This window comes from Desulfotignum balticum DSM 7044, assembly GCF_000421285.1.
Lineage (GTDB): Bacteria > Desulfobacterota > Desulfobacteria > Desulfobacterales > Desulfobacteraceae > Desulfotignum > Desulfotignum balticum.
On record NZ_ATWO01000001.1, the window covers coordinates 1,120,410 to 1,135,910 of the forward strand.

At 53.5% G+C, this 15,501-nt stretch carries 14 protein-coding genes; 3 read left to right on the top strand and 11 right to left on the bottom strand.

What is annotated here, in order from left to right; translation table 11 throughout:
* The first annotated feature begins 54 nt into the window (after positions 1–54).
* The gene (locus tag K365_RS0105810) at positions 55–264 is read left to right on the top strand and encodes a dodecin family protein (RefSeq protein WP_006963457.1); all 210 of its coding nucleotides are present in this window, start codon (positions 55–57) and stop codon (positions 262–264) included.
* 73 nt (positions 265–337) lie between these two features.
* Here K365_RS0105810 and K365_RS0105815 read toward each other — a convergent pair whose 3' ends face one another.
* Positions 338–1,594, bottom strand: a complete 1,257-nt coding sequence (locus K365_RS0105815; protein WP_006963456.1) for a glutamate-5-semialdehyde dehydrogenase — start codon at positions 1,592–1,594, stop codon at positions 338–340.
* A gap of 47 nt (positions 1,595–1,641) precedes the next feature.
* Positions 1,642–2,784, bottom strand: coding sequence for a glutamate 5-kinase (gene proB, locus K365_RS0105820; RefSeq protein ID WP_006963455.1), 1,143 nt, complete (start codon positions 2,782–2,784; stop codon positions 1,642–1,644).
* A 160-nt stretch (positions 2,785–2,944) separates the two neighbouring features.
* On the opposite strand from proB, the gene K365_RS0105825 reads away from it, so the two are divergent.
* Positions 2,945–3,565 (top strand): LysE family translocator, encoded by a 621-nt coding sequence (locus K365_RS0105825; protein ID WP_006963454.1) that lies wholly within the window; start codon positions 2,945–2,947, stop codon positions 3,563–3,565.
* Between the two features lie 93 nt (positions 3,566–3,658).
* Here K365_RS0105825 and K365_RS0105830 read toward each other — a convergent pair whose 3' ends face one another.
* From K365_RS0105830 to K365_RS0105870, 9 genes are all read right to left on the bottom strand, one after another.
* Positions 3,659–5,947 (bottom strand): hydrogenase iron-sulfur subunit, encoded by a 2,289-nt coding sequence (locus tag K365_RS0105830; protein WP_024333873.1) that lies wholly within the window; start codon positions 5,945–5,947, stop codon positions 3,659–3,661.
* A gap of 14 nt (positions 5,948–5,961) precedes the next feature.
* Entirely contained in the window at positions 5,962–6,567 is a 606-nt protein-coding gene (locus K365_RS0105835) for a 2Fe-2S iron-sulfur cluster-binding protein (RefSeq protein WP_024333874.1), read from the bottom strand.
* A gap of 14 nt (positions 6,568–6,581) precedes the next feature.
* Complete coding sequence (locus K365_RS0105840) at positions 6,582–8,483, bottom strand: NADH-quinone oxidoreductase subunit NuoF (RefSeq protein WP_024333875.1); 1,902 nt, start codon at positions 8,481–8,483, stop codon at positions 6,582–6,584.
* Positions 8,476–8,973, bottom strand: coding sequence for an NADH-quinone oxidoreductase subunit NuoE family protein (locus K365_RS0105845; protein ID WP_006963450.1), 498 nt, complete (start codon positions 8,971–8,973; stop codon positions 8,476–8,478). Before K365_RS0105845 ends, K365_RS0105840 begins: the two co-directional genes overlap by 8 nt.
* A 60-nt stretch (positions 8,974–9,033) precedes the next feature.
* Positions 9,034–10,707, bottom strand: a complete 1,674-nt coding sequence (locus tag K365_RS0105850) for a sigma 54-interacting transcriptional regulator (RefSeq protein WP_169432930.1) — start codon at positions 10,705–10,707, stop codon at positions 9,034–9,036.
* Positions 10,708–11,025: 318 nt separating this feature from the next.
* Positions 11,026–12,732, bottom strand: coding sequence for a sigma-54-dependent Fis family transcriptional regulator (locus tag K365_RS0105855; RefSeq protein WP_024333877.1), 1,707 nt, complete (start codon positions 12,730–12,732; stop codon positions 11,026–11,028).
* Between the two features lie 129 nt (positions 12,733–12,861).
* Positions 12,862–13,302, bottom strand: a complete 441-nt coding sequence (gene pspC / locus K365_RS0105860) for an envelope stress response membrane protein PspC (RefSeq protein WP_006963447.1) — start codon at positions 13,300–13,302, stop codon at positions 12,862–12,864.
* 7 nt (positions 13,303–13,309) lie between these two features.
* A complete protein-coding gene (locus K365_RS0105865) occupies positions 13,310–13,555 on the bottom strand; it encodes a hypothetical protein (protein ID WP_006963446.1) in 246 nt (81 codons plus the stop codon).
* Positions 13,556–13,587: 32 nt separating this feature from the next.
* Positions 13,588–14,271 (bottom strand): PspA/IM30 family protein, encoded by a 684-nt coding sequence (locus K365_RS0105870; RefSeq protein ID WP_006963445.1) that lies wholly within the window; start codon positions 14,269–14,271, stop codon positions 13,588–13,590.
* 195 nt (positions 14,272–14,466) lie between these two features.
* On the opposite strand from K365_RS0105870, the gene pspF reads away from it, so the two are divergent.
* The gene (gene pspF, locus K365_RS0105875; protein ID WP_024333879.1) at positions 14,467–15,498 is read left to right on the top strand and encodes a phage shock protein operon transcriptional activator; all 1,032 of its coding nucleotides are present in this window, start codon (positions 14,467–14,469) and stop codon (positions 15,496–15,498) included.
* Positions 15,499–15,501 lie beyond the last annotated feature (3 nt).

The window sequence follows — 15,501 nt, forward strand, 5'->3', positions numbered from 1 at the left end:
CTCTGAGCTCTTGCGAAGCCCTTTTTTTAAAATGTTTAAGCAAAGGAGGTAATCATGAGCGACAGTGTCTACAAAATCATCGATCTGGTGGGTGCCAGCACCACATCCTGGGAAGACGCGGCCAACAAGGCCATTGCCAAAGCTTCCGGATCCCTGCGGGATCTGCGCATCGCTGAGGTGAAGAAACTGGACATCAAAATCGAGGAAGGCAAACCCGCCCTGTTCCGCACCAATATCCGTCTGTCCTTCAAGTACCAGGATTGACGGTCAGAAACAATCTGCCGGGAAAAAACAGAGATCGTTCTTTCCCGGCAGAACCTGAGCCCATAACAGAAGATCAGGTCCGGATCTGACCTGCGCCCCAGGCCACGAACTTGGTGGTGGTCAGTTCCCGGATGCCCATGGGGCCATACGCGTGGAGTTTGGAGGTGGAAATGCCGATTTCAGCCCCCAGCCCCAGTTCTCCTCCGTCGTTGAACCGGGTGGACGCGTTGACGATCACCAGAGACGCGTCCACCTCCCGCACGAACCGCCGGGCCCTGTCATAGTCGGTGGTGATGATGGCTTCGGTGTGATTGGAGCCGTATGCGGCAATGTGGCCCATGGCCCCATCCATGTCCGGCACCACCCGGACCGCCAGAATCAGATCCAGATATTCAGCCGCCCAGTCCTCGTCTGTGGCCGGCTGAATATTTTCCAGCATCCGGCAGCAGGCCTCACAGCCTTTTAGGGTGACACCGGCCTGAGTCATGGCGCGGTGCAGCTTTGGCAGAAAATCATCAGCGATCTTTTCATGCACCAGTAACGTTTCCATGGCATTGCACACCCCGGGCCGCTGGGCCTTGGCATTGACACTGATTTCCACGGCCATGTCCAGGTCGGCTGTATCATCCACATACCCGTGGCACACCCCTTTGTAGTGTTTGAGTACCGGAATGGAGGAATGGGCCACCACATGCCGGATCAGGCCTTCCCCTCCCCGGGGGATGATCAGGTCCACCAGCGCTTCCTGCTTTAACAGAATGTTGACCGCCTCCCGGTCCCGCACCGGAATCACCTGGGCCGCGGCATCGGGCAGCCCGGCATCCGCCAGCCCCTGGGCAATGACCTGTGCCAGGGCCAGGTTGGAATACAGGGCTTCGGAACCGCCCCGCAGAATCACGGCATTGCCCGCCTTCAGACACAGGCCGGCCGCATCCACGGTCACGTTGGGCCGGGATTCGTAAATGATGCCGATGACCCCCAAAGGGATACGCATTCTGGCAATTTCAAGCCCGTTGGGGCGGATGCTGGAATCAGACAACGTGCCCACCGGATCATCCAGCCCGGCCACAAATTTTAAACCCTCCGCCATGGCGACAATGGTTTTATCGGTGATCGTAAGCCGGTCGATCATGGCGGAAGACAACCCGTTTTCCCGGGCTGCGGCCACATCTTTCTGATTTTCCGATTTGATCTGTTCTGCCCGGGTTTCCAGCAGGTCAGCCATGATCATCAGGGCGGTATCCTTTTGTTTTCTGGGAACGGCAGCCATAATACCGGAAGCAGCCTTGGCAGCGGCAGCAATTTCAATGATCTGTGTTTCTATGGACATGATCACTCCTTGTTTTGTTCAATGGGGTTAAGCGGGACATAAAGCTGTCAGGCCGGATCACTGATGATCACCAGATTGTCCCGGTGAATGACTTCATCATAGGGCCGGTATCCGAGGCGGTCCTTGATCTGGCCGGTCTGGCATCCCATGATTTTCAGGACATCTGTGGCATTGTAGTTCACCAGGCCCATTCCCAGCAGATGTTTGCTTTCATCCATGAATTCCACGGGATCTCCCACGTCAAAATAGTCATCCACCCGGACAATGCCGGAAGGCAGCAGACTTTTATGCTGCCGGACCACGGCATCTTTGGCTCCGGCATCAATGGTGATCCGGCCCTTGGCCTGCAGGGTAAGGCCGATCCATTTCTTTTTGGAGTTGAGTCGTTCCGCTTTGGGAACAAAATAGGTGCCGTCATACGTGTTTTCAAAAATGGACAGCAGAATATCGGGAGTGAACCCGCAGGCAATGATTTTGGGAATGCCGGCAGTGGTCAGTTTTCTGGCGGCCGTGATTTTGGTTTTCATCCCGCCGGTACCTAAAGGGCCGGCAATGGTGCCGGCCATGTCTTCCACCTGCTGCCCCGGGTTGTCCACCACCCGGATGAGCTGGGCATCTTCATGAATCCGGGGGTCTTTGTCGAACAGCCCGCCGATGTCGGTGAGGTTGATCATCAGGTCTGCATCCATGAGCATCGTGATCATGGCACCCAGATTATCATTGTCCCCGAACTGCAAAGATTTTACCGCCACCGTGTCGTTTTCATTGATAATGGGCAGTACCTGCCAGTTCAGCAGCGTGTTGATGGTGTTTCTGGCATTCAGGTACCGCACCCGGTCACACAGATCTCCTCTGGTGAGCAAAAGTTGCGCCACTTTTCTGCCGCATTTTTCCACGGCTTTTTCCCATTCCCGGATGAGATCCGCCTGGCCGATGGCTGAGACTGCCTGACGTTTGGGAATGTCGGAGGGGCGTTTGGACAACCCCAGTTTAGTGACACCGGCGGCCATGGCACCGGAAGAGACCAAAATCACCTGAATGCCCCGGTCATAAAGCCGGCAGATCTGATCGGACAGGCTGGCGATGATATCGATGTTCAGGCTGTTTTTCCGGGTCAAGACCCCGGAGCCCACTTTAACGACAATGCGGTGAACCGGACCGGTGAGCCAGGATGGGGGCTGTGCGTTCATTACAAGTTTTTATATAACCTCTTTGTCTGTGTTGGCAAAATTTTTTCCTATGCCCATTAGAAACAAATGTCAACCTGAAAATGGGAATCATTGCTTTTACAGTCATGGGGTGGTTAAAAATCTTTACAGCAACAAATGTTGCTGATACAAAGAAAAGCAAATGATCCATTTTCTGTTCATGGGCCTGGTGCTGGGCCTGTCGGCCGGGCTGGCACCGGGGCCGTTGCTGACGCTGGTGGTATCGGAGACCCTGCGGTATCATGTGGGGGCAGGGATCCGGGTGGCCCTGGCGCCGTTGATCAGTGATCTGCCCATTGTGGTGGTGTCGGTGGGGCTGTTGTCCACCATGGCCGATTTCGAGGCGGTACTCGGGGCCATTTCCCTTATGGGGGGCGCAGTGGTGTTCCGCATGGGGGTTCATGGGTTGAAAACCCGGGCTCTGGTGATCGAACCGGAGGTGTCCGGCCGCAATGCCCTGGTCAAAGGGGTGCTGGTGAATGTGCTGAGCCCCCACCCCTATCTGTTCTGGATTTCAGTGGGCGCGCCGCTGGTGCATCGGGCCATGGCCGTGAGCCTGGCAGCGGCTATGGCGTTTATCGCGGGTTTTTATCTGCTTCTGGTGGGATCCAAGGTGGTTGTGGCCCTGGCGGTGGGCCGGTCCAGGACAGTGATCAAAGGGCGGGCCTATGTACTTATCATGCGGGGGCTGGGCCTGGCATTGTGTCTGCTGGCCCTGATGCTGGTCAAAGACGGACTGACCCTGGTCGGGGTATGGGGGTGATCCTGCCCTGATTCAGGCACAGCAATAAAACTTTTTATGTCTGGATCAGGGCAGGGCGGGTGTGTAACGTTGATTTGAAGTTAGACAAGGCGGTCAGGCATACCGGTAAAAGGCCGGCTCATTTAAGGCGCTTTCAGCAAAATCAAACTCTTCTTCAATGGCAGCGGTGAAGTCCCGGTCAAATTCCAGGGCATGCCTCTGGTCTCCGCGGTAGGTTTTTTCCCAGGGCCGTCGTAACGCCACCGACAGCAGGGTGCGTATCCTTGTGTTGTACTTGCACAGCTGATAGATGGAGGCAAGGTTGTCCAGATTGGCCTGGGTTTTCGGGATCGGTCCCAGGGCTGCAATCAGGGCATTGAAGGAATCCACTGTTTTGACAAACTCTTCGGGTTTGTTCATATCTGCATGGGCAATGGCGATCCTGCGGCGGTCAAACCCGCACAATTCAAACAGCTTTTTTATCAGATTCACCCGGTTCCAGGCATGGTCGATGCCATAGGAATGGTGACACTCTTCAGGCAGGCAGCCGATGAGCAGCAAGCCGGGCGCACCTTCCAGAAATGCTTTGGCCATGACAGCCGGATCGATCTGGCCCACACAGGGGATACCCAGTATATGGGTGCGCGGGTCATAGGACATTTTTCTGCGGTGGGCATTGTCTGCAGCAGGCAGTCCGCCCCAGACACAGGCCATGGCCACCACTTCATCAGGTTCCATCTGTCTGGAAAGAGCGCCGATTCTGGCTTCTTTCTGGTCGGTACTGTTATTCTGGAGCACCAGCGCACCATAGGGACAGGCTGCGGCGCAGGTGCCGCCGCCGGTGCACAGCATGGGGTCAACGATCCTGGGCAGGCCCCCGGTTGACTTCTCGATACCGATGCCGCCGCAGTCGCACAATTCCTGGCACTGGCCGCAGGCCACACATTTGTCAGGATCCACCACACAGACAATGCGGGGCACCAGCAGTTGATGGGCGTGTGATTTTTCAATCATCTCCACGTTTCTGGTGCCTGCTTTTCTGCCCTGGTTCAATGCTTCCTGCAGGTCGCACGGGTATCGGGCACTGCCGGCCAGATAGGTTTCCTCCCTGCCGATCATTTCCGGTCTGACCTTGGCGTGATGTCCGGTCAAAAAAGGCGTTTCTTTGTGAATCAGTCCCAGTATCCGGGCCGTGGTCTTTGCTTCACCGTTGATCCCTCTTTTGGGGGAGAGCACCAGAAAATCCCAGGCAAGCTCGTGCTCCACATGATCTTTGAGGTTGCAGAAGGTCACATAGCCGTCCTGGACAGAGGGGCGGACCGCATTGTCATAAGGTATCCAGGCAATTCCCGCTTTCCGGTTGACCGCTCTTTCCGCTCCGGTCAAAGGAATGGCCATTTTTTCGTTGTGAAAAATCATGACATTGGTTTCAGGAGAGCATGCTTTCATATGCATGGCCATTGACCATGCGTTTTTTGCTGAAAGCATTGCATGTTCAGGCATGCCGTATTCATAGTCACTGATCCAGAAGACCACCTGTCCTTTTGGGGTGCCGTTCTGGGTAATCTGTTCCTCCATTTCAGATTGAATGAGAACGGCGCGGCCGTCATAGCCGAACTCGGGACCCGGCGGTGACAATTCAGCGTCCAGTGCTGCGATGATCGCACCTGCTTTTATGGTTTCTTCCTGTCCGTTCTGAAGGGTGAAGGTCAATGTATAGTTTCCTGTAACACCGACAAGTTCAGTGAGCCGGCTGTGTTCAAAAACCGTCAGATCTTTGCTGTCCAGGGTGTCTGAGATCAGGGTTTTCAAACGATCGTAATGGGGGCGTTCCCCCGGGTAGGAAAGGTGCAGGTTCCGGATGATTTTGTCCGGATCTGTTTCAGGAACCGACAAAATACATTTGATGCCGGCCTGGGTGATTTTCCGTACAGCCGGAAAAGAGGAAATGCCGTTGCCCACCACCACCACCGGGCCGTCAATTCTGGCCCGCTTTTGTTCGGTTGCCTTGAGTACCCGCATTTCAGCAATGGAGGCAATGATCAGTTTTGCGGCTTTTGCGGCTTTTTCCAGGGGTGATTTGTCTGATACGGTGGCCACATGGCTGTGGAGATTGACCATATCAATCTGGCCCTTTAAAATATCAACAGGTTCAAGAGCGGTTTCAAATTTTTTGAGCATGGTGCGGCCTTCGCAGCCGGCAATGATGATGCGGTTCAACCGGTTGGCGGCAGCCGCAGACATGATTTTTTCCAGGCCCGGTTGAAGGCATGGAAATGAGAGGATCTCACAATAATCCACTTCTGGTTGAATGGTGCTGTAAAGATGGGGCAAATCAATCAGGGGCGCAATCTCGTTTCCGCATTTACACAGAAACACGCCAATTTTTGTATCGGTCATCATAAGGACCTCCTTTTTTACATGGCCAGCTGTGTCAGCGGCATTTTGGGTTCACCTCTTACGGTATCAAAGATATCCTTCATGGCGCCTGTGGGGCAAACAGTGAGACAGCAGCCGCAGGCCACACACACATCGGTGGGCCGCATAAACGGAGAGCCCACTTTCTTGTGCACCCCCCTGTCCACCACGGCAATGGCGGACAGGCCCACCACTTCTTCACAGATCCGCTGGCACAGACCGCAGATCATGCAGGTCTGGGACGGGTCATGGATCTTGAACCGTGTGGATACCACCCCGTGGGCCTGGGCCAAAGCACTGATTTCCGGGCTGGCCGGACATGAGGCCAGCAGCATTTCCAAAATCCACCGCCGCACATTATGGACCCGGGGGGTTTCGGTATAGACATTGATGCCTTCTGCCACCGGATAGATACAGGATGCCACCAGCTTGGACCAGTTTTTCTCTTTGAGTTCCACCATGCACAGGCGGCAGGCACCGCTGGGTTTGACAGCGGGATGATGACACAGGGTGGGAATCTCGATGCCGTATTCCCGGGCTGTTTCAAGAACCGTCCACCCTTTTTTGGCGGTTACTTTCTGATCATTTATCGTAAATGTAATCACTGGACTGGCCTCCATCATATGACGTTAACAGCGTTAAATTTGCAGGTATCCATGCAGATACCGCATCTGATGCATAAACCGGTATCAATGGCATGGGGTTTTTTCTTTTCTCCTTCAATACAGCCGACAGGACATTGTTTGGCGCAACTGGTGCACCCCGTGCACAGTTCCGGGTCAATCGAATAGGTGATCAGGTTCTTACAGACCCCGGCCGGGCACTTTTGCCGGGTGACATGGGCCAGGTATTCATCTTTGAAGTATTTGAGGGTCGTGAGCACCGGGTTGGGGGCGCTGGAACCAAGGGCGCACAACGCGCTGTCCTGGATGGCTTTGGACAGGCTCAACAGATCCTCGATGTCTTTTTCAGACCCTTTGCCTTCTGAAAAATTGTCCAGAATTTCCCGCATCCGTGATAATCCCAGTCGGCACGGCATGCATTTCCCGCAGGATTCCTCTTCCAGAAACCGCAGAAAATACCGCCCCACATCCACCACACAGTCTCTGTTATCCATGACGATCATGGCCCCGGACCCCATCATGGAACCCGCCTTTGTCAATGAATCAAAATCCACGGGGGTGTCTTTTAATTCATAGGGAATGCACCCGCCGCTGGGGCCGCCGGTCTGGACCGCTTTAAAAGGGGCACCGCCGGGAACGCCGCCGCCGATATCTTCCACAATGGTGGACAGCGGCACCCCCATGGGCACCTCCACCAGGCCCACATTGTTCACCTTGCCCACCAGGGAGAACACTTTGGTACCGGTGCTGTGGGGCACACCGATTTTGGCATACCAGTCTCCGCCTTTGTTCACAATCAAAGGGATGTTGGCCCATGTCTCCACATTGTTGAGCACGGTGGGCCTTCCCCACAGGCCTTCTTCCACAGACCTGACATATTTGGGTCTGGGGTTGCCGGGATTTCCTTCTATGGAGGTGAACAACGCGGTGGATTCACCGCAGACAAACGCGCCCGCCCCTCGGTTGATCCGGGCATCAAATGAAAATCCGGAGTTCAGGATATTGTCCCCGAGCAGCCCATAGGCCCTGGCCTGTTCCATGGCAATGGTCAGATGTTTGATGGCCAGCGGATATTCGGCCCGGACATACAGATAGCCCTGGTTCGCACCAAGGGCATAGGCGCCAAGGATCAATCCTTCCAGCACGGCATGGGGATCCCCTTCCATGATGGTGCGGTCCATGAACGCGCCGGGATCCCCTTCGTCGCCGTTCACTACCACGTACACCGGCCGCCCTTTTTTCTCGATGGCAGTGAGGGCGCTGCGCCATTTTCTTCCGGTGGGAAATCCTGCGCCGCCCCGTCCTCTGAGACCGGAAGTTTCGATTTCCTGCACCACCTGTTCCGGGGTCATGGTGGTCAGGGCTTTGGCCAGGGCCTGATATCCGCCGGACGCGATGGTATCGCTGATATCTGTGGGATCGATTTTACCGATGTTATGCAGTACCACCCGGGTCTGGCGTTTGTAAAACGGGATATCCTGTTCATGGAGGATTTTTTCGCCGTCCGTGGGATTCTTGTAAAGCAGGCGTTTGACCACATCCCCCTGGACAATGGTTTTTTCAATGATCTCTTTGGCATCTTTTGGTTTGACTTTCTGGTAAAAGATGCCCCGGGGACGGATCACCACCAGCGGGCCGTGGGAACAAAACCCCTGGCACCCGGTGGTCTTGATTCCCGGAACCACTTTGGCCTCAATACCGGATGCATCAAGGGCGGACCGGATGGCCGCACTGACATCGGCACTGCCGTTGGCCAGGCAGCCGGTGCCATGGCAGACCACGATTTCCGGCTGGTCCGGATCTCTTTTGTCCAGAATCTGTTTTCTCAAGCGGTTCAGATCATCAAGCGATCTGAGACGCAAAGCATCTGATTGTTCTGCAAGGGCGTGATCATGCATTTCCTGTTCCCTCCATCTCTTCGAGTGACGGATCGGTTAATGACTTCAATACCTTTTCCATTTTTTTGGCCGTGGCATTGGGGTGGTATTGGTTGTCAACAGACACCACCGGTGCCAGGGCGCAGGCACCGACACAGTTCACTGTATTCAGGGTAAACCGCATGTCTTCGGTGGTGCCCCCGGATTCTACATGAAGCCTTCTTTCCAGATCCTCCACCAGGCGCTGGCCCCCTTTGAGATGACAGGCGGTTCCCAAACAGACCTTGATTTCATGTTCTCCGACGGGATCCAGGCGGAAAGACTGGTAGAATGTGGCCACGGCATAGGCCTGGGTCAGGGGCACATGCACATGCTCGCTGGCCAGGCGCATGGCATCACCGGAGATGAAGCCGTACTTGTTTTGAATTTCCTGCAAAATAACAATCAGGGATTCCGGTTTGGCTGGATACTGATCCATCATTTCGTCGATATAAAGGGCGTTGTCAGACATGGTACTGCTCCTTTTGAATGGTTTTAGGTACTTTAAAGTTGGCTATAAAATTTTTTGTGCCTATATCAGGCCGGCACCTTTCATTTTCCGCCACAGGGAAGTGCGGCTTATGGTCAAAAGTTTGGCCGCCTGTGCTCTGTTTCCGTCCGCTTTTTCCAGAGCCCACAGCAGATTTTCCTGATCAGGATTAATTTTTTTGCCCGGACCCGGGGGTTTTTGTCCGGTGAAATCTTCCATTTCCGGCAGATACCGGGGAAAGATGATGGGGCCTCTGACAAAGACAAACGCATGTTCCATGCAGCGCTCCAGTTCCCTGATATTTCCCGGCCAGTGATATGTTTTGAAAAAATCCATCACCTTGGGATCCACCAGCCGGACGTTTTTGTCATATTTAAGGTTGAATGTGTTGATGAAATGGTCCACCAGCAAGGGGATATCCTCAATACGCTCCCGCAGGGGCGGAACCCGTAAAGGGATGGTTCTGAGCCGGTAATAGAGATCTTCTCTGAAACGGCCGCAGGCCATGGCTTTGTCCAGATCCTGATTGGTGGCCGCAATGACCCTGGCAAAAAGCGTTATGGGTGAACTGCCCCCCACCCGTTCAAATTCCTTCTGCTCCAAAACCCTGAGCAGCTTGACCTGGAGAGCGGGTTTTAATTCACCGATTTCATCCAGAAACAGGGTGCCGTTTCCTGCCAGTTCAAACCGGCCCTGTTTCATTTGATCCGCCCCGGTAAAAGCCCCTTTTTCATGACCGAACAGCTCTGATTCCAGAAGGGTTTCAGGCAGAGCCGAACAGTTGACCGCCACAAAGGTTTTCGCATCCGGATGGGAAAGGGTATGAATGGCCCTGGCCACCAGTTCCTTGCCGGTACCGCTTTCACCGGTTATAAGCACATCTGCTTTGCTTGCCGCCACATCTGTGAGCATGGCGAAAAGGGATGTCATGGCCGCGTTTTTGCCGATCATCCCCTGAAACGTAAATGCATCCAGAGAAGGCCGTTTGTTTTCCTTTTTCGTGGGCAGCAGCCGGAAACTTTCAACCGCCCCCACAACACGGCCGTCAGCCGTTTTCAAGGGACCGGCATTGAAACGGATTTTCCGGACAGATCCGGTGTGGGTCCGTATGGTGGTTTCCTGGTTTTCCCATGACCGGCCGTTCTTGAAAATATCTGCCAGAGGACAGTTATGTTGACAGGCCCCGGACTGAAACACCTGCCAGCAGTATTTGCCGATGATATCATCCCGTGCATGCCCGGTCAGTGTTTCAGCGGTTTTGTTGAACCCGTTGACCCGCCATTCCCGGTCAATGGAAAAAACGCCCTCAGGCAGGCTGTCCACCACCCCCTGGTATCCCAGTCTCGGCAGATATGTCAGAGAGGCGGGAGATGTTTCCGCCCGGTTTTGGACGTCTATCGCCTTGAAACTCAGGATGACGCCGATGGCTGACTGATGTTTTGACATCAGCGGAAGGGCTGAAACATGGCAGTGAAACGGTCTGCCGGATGCATTGACCAGGCAGATGACGGCATCTTTGACAGGGGCCTTTTTTTCAATGGCATCGGCAAAAAGCCTGCCGGCAGCTGCCAGAGATTTTGTGTCCACTATTTTTTCAAGGGGGCAGTCAGTCCCGGGGGCCGGTGCAATTTCCAGCATCCGGCATGCCTGCCGGTTGATCCCCATCACACTGAATTCTGAAGATAATGCGATGATGCCGGTCTTATCAGACCGCATATGGGGGGTATCCGCCCTTTTCATAAAATAGCCCTGCCCGTGAACATGGTTGCTTCCCTTTTTTTTAGCACGGCATCCATTGCCGGAGTGCCTGGTTGCTCAGCCATAGTGCAAAGGGCGGACCATCAATACTAACTATCTGAAATTATAGGTAAATATAAATTTATTTGGGGTGCGGCCGGTTAGGGGCCAGCCGTGATTGAAACAAGGAAGGGAAACTTAAAAGAATATTTTGAGATAACTACCTGAAAATAATGAAAATTATTTTAATGTGAAAAAGTGAAACATTTGAAACATTTGAAACGTATTTTTGAAACATCAGTCCAGCAAGCCCAGGGTTTTCATCTTCCGCCACAGGGAAGTGCGGCTGATACCCAGCAGATCCGCAGCCTTCTGCCGGTTGCCATCTGATTTTTCAAGGGCCTTTAAAATGGTTTCTGTATTCCGACCCTGCTTTGCGTTATGGGGTGTTTCAGCGGCAGTCAGTTTGCCGGCCATTTCCAGACGCGGCAGGTTTTCCAGCCGGATAATGGGTCCTTTGACAAAAACAAAGGCATGTTCAATGGTTCTTTCCAGTTCCCGGACATTGCCCGGCCAGTCATAATCTGAAAACAGGGCCATTACTTTCGGGTCAACCCCCTTCACTGTTTTTTTGAATGTGGTGTTAAAAAACCGGATATAATACCGCACCAGTAAAGGGATGTCTTCTTTGCGTTCCCTGAGGGGCGGAATGGCCAGGGGCACGGTTCTTAACCGGTAGTAGAAATCTTCCCTGAAAGAGCCGTCCTTCAAAGCCCGGGTAAGGTTCCGGTTGGTGGCGCTGATAATGCGGGCCTCCAGCGGAAGGGTTTCAGTGCCGCCGACCCGCTCGAATTCTCTTTGTTCCAGAACCCGGAGCAGTTTGATCTGCAGGCTGGGTTTGAGTTCACCGATTTCATCCAGAAAAAGGGTCCCTTTTTTCACCCGTTCAAACCTGCCGGGCCTGGCCCTTGTGGCACCGGTAAAGGCGCCTTTTTCATGGCCGAACAGCTCTGATTCCAGAACACTTTCGGCAAGGGCAGAGCAGTTGACCGCGACAAAAGGATGTTTTGCCCGGGAGGAATTGTCATGTAGCGTGCGCGCAAACAGCTCTTTTCCCGTACCGCTTTCACCGGTAATAAACACATTGACCTCACTGGCGGCCAGGTCCGGCATCAGTGCAAAAAGCTGTTGAATGGGCCGGCTGTTTCCAATGATATGTGAAAAAGCATGGGGGTGTTTTGTTTTGTCAGGCTGATTTCTTTCACCGGTCAATGGCCGGAAGGTTTCCACTGCCCCGGCAACCCGCCCGTGCTCATCCTTGAGAACACCGATATTCACCAGTATGGTCAGTCGGGCTCCCTCTTTTTTTAAAATGCGGATATCCTGGTCCATCTCTGATTGGCCGGTTTCAATGGCGGTTCGCAACGGACATCCGATATCACACAGATCTGAGCGGAAAACTTCCCAGCAATAGCGGCCAAGCACCTCTTTTCTGGAATAGCCGGTGATTTCTTCAGCGGTTTTGTTGAAAGAGGCGATCCGCCATTTTGTGTTAATGGTGAACACCCCTTCGGGTAATGCTTCCAGCAAAGACTGATGCTTGATCAACGCCTTGTTGGAGATGTCATCTGTGGTATTATGGGATTCCAGAGGTGTTGAAACCTGCTTAAAGGAAAAAATAAGGCCGATGATCATCCGGCTGGTTTCATACAGGGGGTGAACGGCATAACGGATGAAAATAGATTTGCCGGATGCGGTTTTCAGCGCGGCTATTGCATCCACCCGGGTTCTGCCCTGGTGGAGTGTCGCGTCAACCGCATCTTTTATTATCGACAGATCGGGGCCGGCGATAAAGGAACTGAAATTCAGTTTTTGGCCATACCTGAGTTCAGGGGTGATGATTTCCCGGGCCGCCGGATTAAAGCTCATTATTCCCAGGGACCTGTCCAGCACCACCAGGCCTTCGTCCGCATTGATCAATGAATTACTTGTGTTGCCCTTCACATCCCGGCATCCGTTTTACTTTGGGTTCATTGCTTTCCGGCCCTGCCTGCTGTCGGCATAACTCTATGGCAATTGAAATCCAGTGTCAACCATTGCCATAGAAACAAAAAAGCATCCGGCATTATCAGGTTACAGGTCAAAATCCCTGGAGGTGACCGTGTGCTCCATGCGCCGGATGCGCTGGTCGATGTTGTCGAATTTTCGCTTAAGGCGCTGGAGGGCCGATTCCCTGGAGGTGGTATAAGACTGGTAGAACTCCTGGTCGGTTTCGTTTTGAAACGGTACCACCGGGGCCGGTTTCAGAATCAGTCCGGCAATGATGTAGATCACCCCGACGGGCCAGAATCCGGTGAACACAAAGATCAGTAAAAACGCCACCCGAACCCAGAAGACGCTCAGATTGAAATGTTCGGCCAGCCCCCGGCATACGCCTAACAGAATTCCTCTTCTGGAGCGGTAGATGCGGCGGTCTCCGGTGATGTCATTGAACCGGTCCCGGAATCGCCGGTTTGGCTGGTTGCCCCGGCCGAACCCGGATGCGTGATGTCTTCGTTTATAATGATATCTCATCGTATCGTCAGTCCTTTTTTTGTCGTTCAATCAAGATGGTTTCCAATGCTTCCACCCGTGCTTCCATTTTTGACAGGCCATGGTAAATATCCTGGATCATCCGGGTCTCGTCATCATGGGTCTGGCGGTCCTTTTTATAAATGCCGCCGGTTCGGGCGGCCCGGATGATTGCGATGATCACCAGTCCGATGGTGATCACCACCAGAATGATGCCTCCCACACCCATTGCCATGATCAGCAATCCGTTCATCATACATCGTCTCCTTTGGGGTTGATGATCTTATCTTAGTGGCTGACTGTATCATCTTTGGGCCGGGTTTGGGAGGATTTTAATTCCGTCAGCTGCTGCTCGATTTCATCATCTGCGGACAGTTCCTCAAACGCGGCTTCAATGTCGGATTTCCTGCCGAAGTTTACCAGGTCGGCTTCCGCTTCCATACGCTCGATATTGGATTCCATTTCATCGAATCGCTGTACGACCTGGGCTGAGTCCACGCGCCGGATTTCCTGGTGGGCCTTTTTCTTGCGCTGGGCCCGGATATGACGCTGTACCAGCATGCGTTGTTTTTCCCGGGCGGATTTAAGTTTGTTCTCCAGTTCCTGGATATCATCCTGGTACTGTGCCACAATGGATTTGAGCTCGGTCAGCTCCTGTTCCACGGCCTCGCATCGCTGGGAAAACCGCCTTTTTTCCAGTAAGGCCTGCCGGGCCAGGTCATCTCTGCCCCTGGATACTGCCAGCGCCGCTTTTTGATCCCAGAATGCTTCCTTGTCACAGGTTTCCTCCAGCAGCCGGGACACTTTTTTCTGGCTGGCAATGGTGCCGGCACAGGAGGATTTAAGTTCCACCAGGGTGTCTTCCATTTCCCTGATCATCAGCTTGATGAGTTTTTCCGGGTCTTCGGCCCGGTCCAGCATGGCGTTGATGTTGGCGGATACAATGTCTCTGAATCGTGTAAAAATACCCATGATACATCTCCTTGTTTTTTATATATAAAATAATTAGCGGTTTTGCGGCGCAATGCCGTGTTTGAAGAATATAGCAGAAAGCGTGCCAGTAAGATGATTGGGTTGAATGTCTTTTTATTTCAGACAGCTGTATGATTTGACAATCATATGGACAGGTGGTAATAATTACCATAAATTAGTTTATATGGATATTTTATGGTTGAATATACCACATACGAAGCCATCGGCCAGTCCGAGGCGTTTATTGAGTTTCAGGAGCAGATTTCCCGGGTGGCGCCGGTGGACCGGCCGGTCATGGTGATCGGGGAACGGGGTACGGGCAAGGAACTGGCTGCGGCTCGAATTCATTTTCTTTCCAAAAGGTGGGAAAAACCCCTGGTGACGCTTAATTGTGCGGCCCTGACTCCGACTTTGATCGGATCGGAATTGTTCGGATATGAAAAAGGGGCGTTTACCGGGGCCGGGACCCGCACTGCCGGCCGGTTTGAACAGGCAGCCGGCGGGACTCTGTTTCTGGATGAAATCGGCACCATTCCCATGGAGGTTCAGGAGAAAATTCTGCGGGCCGTGGAGTACGGTACCTTCGAGCGGGTGGGATCTGCGCGTCCGGTGCAGGTGGATGTGCGCATCGTGGCCGCCACCCATGCCGATCTGCCTGCCATGGTAAAAAGCGGCACATTCAAGCAGGACCTTCTGGACCGCCTGAGTTTCGAGGTGATCCATGTGCCGCCGCTGCGGTGCCGCAAAGAGGATATTCTGGTGCTGGCCCGTCATTTTGCCACCCGAATGGCGTTTGAACTGGGCCGGGAGCCGCTGCCCGAACTGACGGAATCCGCTGAAAATGCACTGATCTCATACCCCTGGCCGGGCAATGTCCGGGAGTTGAAAAATGTGGTGGAAAGAGCGGTCTACAAACATGACACCCACCGGATCCATGAGATCTGTTTTGATCCGTTTGAAAATCCATTTGGACATCCGGATAAAGAAATGAAACCAAAGGGCCCGGCCCGGGATTTCCCCGAATGGGTGCAGACATCAAAAAGCGTTGAAGACCAAAGTATGGGACATCTGACGACCTTACCTTTGAAAGCCGCGGTTCAGGCCCTGGAAACCCTTCGGGTCAAAGACGCGTTAAAACAAACCCGGTTTCACCAGAAAAAAGCGGCAGCCCTGCTGGGCTTGACCTATGATCAGTTCAGGGGGATCAAAAACCGTTTAGGCATCTGATTC

Coding starts and splice junctions, on each gene's coding strand:
- K365_RS0105810 (WP_006963457.1), top strand. CDS start 55: ATGAGCGACAGTGTCTACAAAATCATCGATCTGGTGGGTGCCAGCACC.
- K365_RS0105815 (WP_006963456.1), bottom strand. CDS start 1,594: ATGTCCATAGAAACACAGATCATTGAAATTGCTGCCGCTGCCAAGGCT.
- proB (WP_006963455.1), bottom strand. CDS start 2,784: ATGAACGCACAGCCCCCATCCTGGCTCACCGGTCCGGTTCACCGCATT.
- K365_RS0105825 (WP_006963454.1), top strand. CDS start 2,945: ATGATCCATTTTCTGTTCATGGGCCTGGTGCTGGGCCTGTCGGCCGGG.
- K365_RS0105830 (WP_024333873.1), bottom strand. CDS start 5,947: ATGATGACCGATACAAAAATTGGCGTGTTTCTGTGTAAATGCGGAAAC.
- K365_RS0105840 (WP_024333875.1), bottom strand. CDS start 8,483: ATGCATGATCACGCCCTTGCAGAACAATCAGATGCTTTGCGTCTCAGA.
- K365_RS0105845 (WP_006963450.1), bottom strand. CDS start 8,973: ATGTCTGACAACGCCCTTTATATCGACGAAATGATGGATCAGTATCCA.
- K365_RS0105850 (WP_169432930.1), bottom strand. CDS start 10,707: ATGCGGTCTGATAAGACCGGCATCATCGCATTATCTTCAGAATTCAGT.
- pspC (WP_006963447.1), bottom strand. CDS start 13,302: ATGAGATATCATTATAAACGAAGACATCACGCATCCGGGTTCGGCCGG.
- K365_RS0105865 (WP_006963446.1), bottom strand. CDS start 13,555: ATGATGAACGGATTGCTGATCATGGCAATGGGTGTGGGAGGCATCATT.
- K365_RS0105870 (WP_006963445.1), bottom strand. CDS start 14,271: ATGGGTATTTTTACACGATTCAGAGACATTGTATCCGCCAACATCAAC.
- pspF (WP_024333879.1), top strand. CDS start 14,467: ATGGTTGAATATACCACATACGAAGCCATCGGCCAGTCCGAGGCGTTT.